At 70.1% G+C, this 9,566-nt stretch carries 3 protein-coding genes, 1 tRNA gene and 1 rRNA gene; 1 reads left to right on the forward strand and 4 read right to left on the reverse strand.

What is annotated here, in order from left to right; genetic code table 11:
• Positions 1-42: 42 nt before the first annotated feature.
• Together ACIA5F_RS21195 and ACIA5F_RS21200 are read right to left on the reverse strand one after the other, a co-directional pair.
• Entirely contained in the window at positions 43-726 is a 684-nt protein-coding gene (locus tag ACIA5F_RS21195) for a two-component system response regulator (protein ID WP_399355177.1), read from the reverse strand.
• A gap of 274 nt (positions 727-1,000) precedes the next feature.
• Positions 1,001-6,520, reverse strand: a complete 5,520-nt coding sequence (locus ACIA5F_RS21200) for a HAMP domain-containing protein (protein ID WP_399355179.1) — start codon at positions 6,518-6,520, stop codon at positions 1,001-1,003.
• A gap of 176 nt (positions 6,521-6,696) precedes the next feature.
• Here ACIA5F_RS21200 and ACIA5F_RS21205 point away from each other — a divergent pair, with 176 nt between their 5' ends.
• Positions 6,697-9,270, forward strand: coding sequence for a SpoIIE family protein phosphatase (locus ACIA5F_RS21205; RefSeq protein WP_399355181.1), 2,574 nt, complete (start codon positions 6,697-6,699; stop codon positions 9,268-9,270).
• A 125-nt stretch (positions 9,271-9,395) separates the two neighbouring features.
• Here ACIA5F_RS21205 and ACIA5F_RS21210 read toward each other — a convergent pair.
• Both ACIA5F_RS21210 and rrf read right to left on the reverse strand, forming a co-directional pair.
• Positions 9,396-9,468, reverse strand: a tRNA-Thr gene (locus ACIA5F_RS21210).
• Positions 9,469-9,473: 5 nt separating this feature from the next.
• A 5S ribosomal RNA gene (rrf, locus tag ACIA5F_RS21215) occupies positions 9,474-9,566 on the reverse strand; the annotation flags it as partial.

Consider the following 9,566-nt stretch of genomic DNA (forward strand, 5'->3'; position numbering starts at 1 on the left):
GGCTACGGGAACCCGTACGGGACCTGTGGCGCTGCCGGGCCGTCAGCCCTGCAGCGGCAGTACCGGAGTTCCCCCGCTGGTCCCGGGCTCCAGCGCGTCGAGCGCCCGGCGCAGGCCGGTCAGTTTGCGCTCCAGGTGGGCGGCGGTCGCCACCGCCGCCGGATCGCCCGACTCCTCGCCGAGCTGCTTGGTCAGCGCCTCCGCCTGCTCCTCGACCGCCGCGAGCCGCGCGGAGAGCTCGGCCAGCAGTCCGGCCGCCTCCCTGCCGCCGTCCACGCCGTTCGAACCACCGCCGTCCAACTGGAGGCGCAGCAGCGAGGCCTGCTCCCGGAGCTGGCAGTTCTTCGTGTACAGCTCCACGAAGACCGAGACCTTGGCCCGCAGCACCCACGGGTCGAAGGGCTTGGAGATGTAGTCGACCGCGCCCGCCGCGTACCCGCGGAAGGTGTGGTGCGGACCGTGGTTGATCGCGGTGAGGAAGATGATCGGGATGTCCCGGGTCCGCTCCCGCCGCTTGATGTGCGCGGCCGTCTCGAAACCGTCCATCCCCGGCATCTGCACATCCAGCAGGATGACCGCGAAATCGTCCGTCAGCAGCGCCTTGAGCGCTTCCTCCCCCGACGACGCCCGGACCAGTGTCTGATCGAGCGCGGAGAGGATGGCCTCCAGCGCCAGCAGATTCTCCGGCCGGTCGTCGACCAGGAGGATCTTGGCCTTCTGCACCATGCCCTGTCCTCCTCGCCCCGGCATGGGGCCTCCCCGGCTCCTGGCTCCGGCCTGTACGCCGGGCCCCGCCCCAGAGAACGGCATCCTTGCGCCGTCCGTCCTTGTGCCGGTCATCGTAGCCCCAGTCCCGAGATCGCCACACCCTGTCACCGAGATGTCACTGCGCACGAAGCGGAAACGTCGCGGGAGAGCAGAAGGTTCCCCGTTTTCCGCCCTCCCACACCGCTTCGGCCGTACCGCGCCGACAAGAAGTTCCCCCGCACGCGCCGAGCGCTCACTTCTCGCGCATCCACCGCTCCATCACGGACAACAGGTGGTCGGGATCGACCGGCTTGGTGACGTAGTCGGAGGCACCGGAATCGATGGCCTTCTCCTTGTCCCCCTTCATCGCCTTCGCCGTCAGCGCGATGATCGGCAACCCCGCGAACTGCGGCATCCGCCGGATCGCCGAGGTCGTCGCGTACCCGTCCATCTCGGGCATCATGATGTCCATCAGCACGACCGTCACCTCGTCGTGCTGCTCCAGGACCTCGATGCCCTCCCGCCCGTTCTCCGCGTACAGCACCGAGAGCCCGTGCTGCTCCAGCACGCTCGTCAGCGCGAAGACGTTGCGGACGTCGTCGTCCACGATGAGCACCTGCTCACCACGGAACCCGTACGTCCGGGGCACTACGGGAAGCTCCGTATCCGGGCCGCCCCAGCCGTCCTCGCCCCGCTGACCGGGCTGCGGCCCCGACAGCGCCGGACGCGCCTCCATCTCGCTCAGCGCGTTGCGCCGCCGCAGCAGCTCCGCCCCCTCCCACCCCGTCACCTCGGCCGGGAGGGCGGCCCGCACCGGACGGGCCGCCGAGTGCGCCCCGGGCACCGCGACGGCCGGAGCCGCCGGCAGCGCGGCCCGCGCCTCCTCGGCCGACCTGCGGTACAGCTCGCCGCGCACCCCACCGGGCACCGGCGGCAGGTACCCCTGCGGCGGCAGCTCGCTCGGGTGCAACGGCAGGTAGAGCGTGAAGGTGGAGCCCCGGCCCGGCTCACTGGCCGCGTGGATCTCCCCGCCCAGCAGCCGCGCGATCTCCCGGCTGATCGACAACCCGAGTCCCGTCCCGCCGTACTTGCGGCTCGTCGTCCCGTCGGCCTGCTTGAACGCCTCGAAGATCACCAGCATCTTGCCCGCCGCGATCCCGATCCCGGTGTCCGTCACCGAGAAGGCGATCAGCTCCGCGTCCGCCTCCCGCAGCGACCCGGCCTCCAGCAACTGCGCCCGGATCGCCTCCGGCACGTCCGCCCCGGCGGGACGGATCACCAGCTCCACGGCCCCGGTGTCGGTGAACTTCACCGCGTTCGACAGCAGGTTGCGGAGCACCTGGAGCAGGCGCTGCTCGTCGGTGTGCAAGGTGGCGGGCAGCTCCGGGGAGACCCGGACCGAGAAGTCCAGGCCCTTCTCCGCCGTCAGCGGCCGGAAGGTCGCCTCCACGTAGTCCACCAGCTGGACCAGCGCGATCCGGGTCGGCGAGACGTCCATCTTCCCGGCCTCGACCTTCGACAGGTCCAGGATGTCGTTGATCAGCTGCAGCAGGTCCGAGCCCGCGCCGTGGATGGTCCGGGCGAACTCCACCTGCTTCGGCGAGAGGTTGCCGTCCGCGTTGTCGGCGAGCAGCTTGGCCAGGATCAGCAGCGAGTTGAGCGGAGTCCGCAGCTCGTGCGACATGTTCGCCAGGAACTCGGACTTGTAGCGCATCGAGACCGCGAGCTGCTCCGCGCGCTCCTCCAGGACCTGCCGGGCCTCCTCGATCTCGGTGTTCTTGACCTCGATGTCCCGGTTCTGCCGGGCCAGCAGCTCGGCCTTCTCCTCCAGCTCCGCGTTGGCGGCCTGGAGCGCCTTCTGCCGGTTCTCCAGCTCGTCGGAGCGCTCGCGCAACTGCTCGGTCATCTCCTGCGACTGCTTGAGCAGCATCTCCGTCTTGGAGTTGACGCTGATCGTGTTGACGCTGGTACCGATCATCTCGGCGATCTGGCTGAGGAAGTCCTTCTGGATCTGCGTGAACCCCGTGAAGGAGGCCAGCTCGATGACACCGAGCAGCTTCCCCTCGAACAGCACCGGCAGCACGATCACATGCGCCGGCGGCGCCTCTCCCAGCCCGGAGGAGATCTTCAGATAACCGGGCGGGGTGTTCTCGACGAGGATCGTCCGCTTCTCCTCGGCGACCGTCCCGATCAGCCCCTCCCCCGGCCGGAAGGAGGTCGGCATCTGCCCGCCCCCGTACGCGTAGCTCCCGCGCATCCGCAGCTCGTACGAGCCGTCCCTGTTGTTTTCCGTCCCGATCTCGGTGCTCCCCCCGGCCGGCAGCGCCAGGAAGAAGGCGCCGTGCTGCGCGGAGACCACCGGGGTCAGCTCGCTCATGATCAGCGAGGCCACGTCGTCCAGCTCCCGGCGGCCCTGCATCAGCGCGGAGATCCGGGCGAGGTTGCCCTTGAGCCAGTCCTGCTCCTCGTTGGCCAAGGTGGTGTCGCGCAGGTTGACGATCATCGTGTTGATGTTGTCCTGGAGGACCTGGATCTCGCCCGCCGCGTCCACGTCGACCTTCAGGCTCAGATCACCGCGGGTCACCGCCGTGGCCACCGCGGCGATCGCGCGCACCTGCCGGGTGAGGTTCCCGGCCATCTCGTTCACCGACTCGGTCAGGTCCCGCCAGGTGCCGTCGACGTCCCGGACCCGGGCCTGGCCGCCCAGGATGCCCTCCGTGCCCACCTCACGGGCCACCCGCGTCACCTGGTCGGCGAAGGAGGAGAGCTGGTCGACCATCGTGTTGATGGTCGTCTTCAGCTCCAGGATCTCCCCGCGGGCATCGATGTCGATCTTCTTGGTCATGTCGCCCTTGGCGATGGCGGTCGTGACCATGGCGATCTGCCGCACCTGACCGGTGAGGTTGGAGGCCATGAAGTTCACCGAGTCGGTGAGGTCCTTCCACGTCCCGGAGACCCCGGGCACGTGCGCCTGCCCGCCGAGCCGCCCCTCCGTCCCCACCTCCCGGGCCACGCGCGTCACCTCGTCCGCGAACGAGGAGAGCGTCTTGACCATCGTGTTGACGGTGTCGGCGAGCTGCGCGACCTCGCCGCGCGCCTCGACCGTCACCTTCTTCGTCAGATCCCCGTTGGCCACCGCCGCCGAGACCTGCGCGATCCCCCGCACCTGGGCCGTCAGATTGCCGGCCATGGTGTTGACGTTGTCGCTGAGGTCCTTCCAGATCCCGGTCACCCCGCGCACCCGGGCCTGGCCGCCGAGGATGCCCTCGGTCCCCACCTCGCGGGCCACCCGCGTCACCTGCTCCGCGAACGAGGACAACTGGTCGACCATCGTGTTCACGGTGGTGACGAGTTCGAGGATCTCGCCCTTCGCGTCGACGGTGATCTTCTTGGAGAGGTCGCCCATCGCGACGGCCGTGGTCACCTCCGCGATGTTGCGGACCTGCGAGGTCAGGTTGTTCGCCATGAAATTGACGGACTGGGTGAGGTCCTTCCAGGTGCCGGAGACACCCTTCACCTCCGCCTGCCCGCCGAGGATGCCCTCGGTACCGACCTCCCGGGCCACCCGCGTCACCTGCTCCGCGAAGTTCGAGAGCTGGTCGACCATCGTGTTGAGGGTGTTCTTCAGCTCCAGGATCTCGCCCCGCGCGTCCACGTCGATCTTCTGCGACAGATCACCGCGCGCCACCGCCGTGGCGACCTGCGCGATGTTGCGGACCTGCGAGGTCAGGTTCCCGGCCATGCCGTTCACGGAGTCCGTGAGGTCGCGCCACACCCCGGCCACCCCGGGCACCTGCGCCTGCCCGCCGAGCCGCCCCTCCGTCCCCACGTCCCGCGCCACCCGGGTCACCTGCTCCGCGAAGGCCGAGAGCTGGTCCACCATCGTGTTGATCGTGTTCTTCAGCTCCAGGATCTCGCCCCGCGCGTCCACGTCGATCTTCTGCGACAGATCACCGCGCGCCACCGCCGTCGTCACCTGGGCGATCTGACGGACCTGCGAGGTCAGGTTCCCGGCCATGAAATTGACGGAGTCGGTGAGCTCCTTCCAGGTACCGGAGACCCCCTCCACCCGTGCCTGCCCGCCGAGCCGCCCCTCCGTCCCCACGTCCCGCGCCATCCGCGTGACCTGGTCGGCGAAGGAGGACAACTGGTCGACCATCGTGTTCACGGTGTTCTTCAACTGGAGCATCTCGCCGGAGACGTCCACGGTGACCTTCTGCGACAGGTCACCGTTGGCCACCGCCGTCGTCACCTGCGCGATGTTGCGCACCTGCCCGGTCAGGTTGCGGAAGGCGGTGTTCACCGAGTCCGTGAGGTCCTTCCACGTCCCCGCCGCCCCCGGCACCTGCGCCTGACCACCCAGCTCGCCCTCGACCCCGACCTCACGGGCCACTCGCGTCACTTCCGCGCCGAAGGACTGGAGCTGGTCCACCATCGTGTTGACGGTGTTCTTCAACTCCAGCATCTCGCCGGCCACATCCACGGTGACCTTCTGCGACAGGTCACCGTTGGCCACCGCCGTCGTCACCTGCGCGATGTCCCGCACCTGCGTGGTGAGGTTGCGGAAGACCGTGTTCACCGAGTCCGTGAGGTCCTTCCACGTACCCGCCGCCCCCGGCACCTGCGCCTGACCACCCAGCAGCCCCTTCGCGCCGACCTCGCTCGCCACCCGCGTGACCTCGTCCGCGAAGGTCCGCAGCGTCTCGGTCATCTGGTTGATCGTCTCGGCCAGCTGCGCCACCTCGCCGCGCGCGCTCACCCGCACCTTCTGCGACAGGTCGCCATTGGCGACCGCCGTCGTGACCTGCGCGATCCCCCGCACCTGGGCCGTGAGGTTGCCCGCCATCGTATTGACGGAATCGGTGAGGTCCTTCCACACACCGGCGACCCCGGGCACCTGGGCCTGGCCCCCCAGCTCACCCTCCGTCCCCACCTCACGGGCGACCCGCGTCACCTCGGACGAGAACGAGGACAGCTGGTCGACCATCGTGTTCACGGTGTTCTTCAGCTGGAGCATCTCACCGGCCACGTGCACCGTGACCTTGCGCGACAGATCGCCCTTGGCCACCGCCGTCGTGACGAGAGCGATGTCACGCACCTGCGCGGTCAGCCGGTACGCCATGGTGTTGACGGAATCGGTCAGATCCTTCCAGGAACCCGACATTCCACGCACCTGGGCCTGACCACCGAGCTTGCCCTCGGTCCCCACCTCCAGCGCCACCCGCGTCACCTGGTCGGTGAACGCGGACAGTTGGTCGACCAGGTTGTTGACCGTACGCCCGACCCTCAGGAACTCCCCGCGCAGCGGGTGCCCGACCCCGTCGGCCGTCTGCGTCCGCAGCTCCATCCGCTGGTCGAGATCGCCCTCGGCGACCGCCGACAGCACCCGGCCGACCTCGGACACCGGCCGGGCCAGATCGTCCACCAGCTGGTTCGAGGCGTCGATGGCCGCCGCCCACGAACCCTCGCAGCCACCCGTTTCCAGCCGTTCACTCAGCTTGCCCTCGCGCCCGACCGTCCGCCGGACCCTGGAGAGCTCCCCGGTCAGGTGGAGATTGCGGTCGGCGACCTCGTTGTAGACGGCGGCGATCTCCGCCATCACCCCTTCGCCGGACACCGTCAGCCGCTTGCGGAAGTTCCCGTCCCGCATCGACACCAGCGCCGTGAGCAGCCGGTTCAGCGCGACGGTGTCGACTTCCGTCGTACCGTCACGCCGGGGCCGCCCGCCCTTCGCCCGCGTCCCCGTGCGCCGCACCGCTGCGCCAGACTCCACCGTGTCCCTCCCGAAAGGGTCGACCGCTGCTTCACCGGGCATACGAATTCTCCCAACCCGGCGCTCCAAGCCTGCCAGTGTTTCATCCCGGCCGAACCCGGCCATAACACTTCGGCACCATCGCACACCGGTCGTACCCTGCGGGTGGATTCCCCGACGACGGCACCAACCCGGCCATGAAGGTAAGTAACCTGGCATCCGATGTCCCACCGCGTCGAAGGAGAATCGTGATCACGGCACGGGCGGCTGCCAGTTTCGACCCCCTCGGGCGCTCGGTCGCCGCTGCCCGCGCGTTCGTCCGCGACACCCTCCAGGGCTGGGGCTTCGCGGACATCGTCGACGACGCCGTGGTCCTCACCAGCGAACTCGTCACCAACGCCGTCGTCCACGCCGGGACCCGCGCCGAAGTCCTCTGCCTGCGCACCCAGGGCGGCATCCGCGTCGAGGTCGCCGACCGCTACCCCGAGCGCGAACTCCCCCTGCGCTACCCCGGCGAACGCCCGTACGCCGACCCCGACCGCGAGTCCGGCCGCGGGCTGATGCTCTGCGCCGCCCTCGCCACCCGCTGGGGCGTCGAGTACACCGCCACCCACAAACACGTGTGGTTCCGGCTCGACCTCCCCGACCGGCCGGTCGGCACCCGCTCCTCGGGCCCCGTCGTCCCCGACCAGCTCCTGCCCCTGACCGACAGCCGCGTCCGCGTCGCCGTCGTACAGATCGACGCCACCGGCGCGGTCTGCGCCTGGAACGAGGACGCCGAGCACATCTTCGGCCACCCCGCCCAGAAAGCCGTGGGCCGCCCCCTCTCCGAACTCGCCGCCTGGCCCCAGACCCCCGGCACCGGCACCGGCATCGCCGAGGCCCTGCGCCTGTCCCGCTGGGAGGGCAGCTACGGCATCCGCGGCGCCGACGGCCGCGTGATCCCCGTCTACGCCTCCCACCTGCGGGTCCGCGACGCCCACGGCGAACCGTCCATCGTCTGCCTGCTGGTCCACGACGACGAGCGGGCCCTGCTCCAGACCCCGGCCCGGGTCCCCCTGGACGGCGGCCACCCCACCGAGACCCGGCCCGCGGACCCCTTCGAGGTCTTCATCGGCTCCCCCGCCCCCGACGACCTGGACGGCCTCCTCCAGCGCACCGTGGAACGCGCCCGCGACCTCCTCGACGCCGACGCCGCCTTCCTGCTGCTGGCCACCGACGACGAGACCGAGCTGGAGGTCCGCGCCACCACCGGCCTGCCCTCCGCCCGCCAGCGCTTCGCCCGCGTCCCCGTCGAGGCCGGCACCAACCGGTACGGCTCCGCCCGCATGCCCGCCGTCCACGACGACCTCGCCGCCGTGCCCGGAGCCGTCCCGCTCCTGGAGGCCACCGGCATGCGCTCCGTGATCACGGTCCCGCTCAAGGTCGAGGGCCGGCTCACCGGCTCCCTCGGTGTCGCCACCGAGATCCCCGGGCGCTACTCCAACGAAGAGGCCCTGCGCCTCCAGTTCGCCGCCGACCGCATCGCCCTCGCCGTCGAGTCCGCCCGCCTCGGCGAGCTGGAACGTCTGCGCCGCGGCTCCCTCTCCTTCCTCGTCGAGGCCTCCGACCTGCTGGCCGGCACCCTCGACCTGGACCAGACCCTGGCCCTCATGGCCCAGATGACGGTCCCGACCCTCGCCACCTGGTGCGCCGTCTACACCATCGCCGACCAGGCGTCCGACCCGTACCTGGCCTACGTCCTGCACGAGGACGAGGAACGGATCGACGGCCTGCGGGAGCTGCTCTCCCGGATCAGCCCGCCCGAACCGGTCCGCGGGAGCGGCGCCCGCCCCTGGTCCCAGGCGTCCCTCGCGGCCGGCGGCGAGACCGTCGCCCTGCCCCTGCTGGCCCGCAACCGCGTCATCGGCATGCTGACCCTCGGGAAGCCTTCGGAGGAACACTTCCGGCAGGAGATCCTCGAACTCGCCGAGGACCTCTCCCGCCGGGCGGCCCTGGCCCTCGACAACGCCCGCCTCTACTCCGAGCGCGCCGCGATCAGCCGCTCCCTCCAGCGGAGCCTGCTGCCGCCCAGCTCTCCGTCCATCCCCGGCATGGAGGTCGAGGTCATCTACCGCGCCGCCGGGGAGGGCAACGAGGTGGGCGGCGACTTCTACGACGTCTTCCCGATCCGCGACGGCGCGTACGGCTTCGCCATCGGCGACGTCTGCGGTACGGGCCCGGAGGCGGCGGCGGTGACCGGCCTCGCCCGGCACGCCTTGCGCCTGCTGGCCCGCGAGGGCCTCGGCGGCCCGGCGGTCCTCGAACGGCTCAACGCGGCCATCCTCGACGAGGGCGCCCGCAGCCGCTTCCTCACCCTCCTCTACGGCGAGCTGCACCCCCAGCCGGACGGCAGCGCCCTGATGAAGGTCGTCTGCGCCGGCCACCCGCTCCCCCTGCGCCTGAGCCCGGACGGCCGGGTCACCCCGGCCGCGGAACCGCAGCCGCTGCTGGGCGTCATGGAGGACCTCGAACTCTACGAACAGAGCCTCACCCTGGACCCGGGCGATGTCCTCCTCTGTGTCACGGACGGCGTGACCGAACGCCGCGAGGGCACCCGCATGCTCGGCGACGACGGCCTCACCGAGGTCCTCACCACCTGTACGGGCCTCACGGCCGGCGCGGTCGCCTCCCGCATCCTGCGCGCCGTGGAACGCTTCGCCCCGGAGCCCCCCTCGGACGACATGGCCATCCTCGCCTTCCGCGTCCCCCAGCCCCGCGAAGCCTTCTGACCGTCCCCTCAGGCCCCTGCTTCCCCTTTTCTGTCTGTCCAGGTTCGGAGCCCGGACAGACAGAAAGAGAAAACGTAAGGAAACGCAAAAAGGCCCCCACCAGATGGTGGGGGCCTTTCTCTTTGAGCCCTTTAACGGAATCGAACCGTTGACCTTCTCCTTACCATGGAGACGCTCTACCGACTGAGCTAAAAGGGCGGGTTGTTCGGCGGCGTCCTACTCTCCCACAGGGTCCCCCCTGCAGTACCATCGGCTCTGAAAGGCTTAGCTTCCGGGTTCGGAATGTAACCGGGCGT

This window comes from Streptomyces sp. NPDC051567 (assembly GCF_044454165.1).
GTDB lineage: Bacteria > Actinomycetota > Actinomycetes > Streptomycetales > Streptomycetaceae > Streptomyces.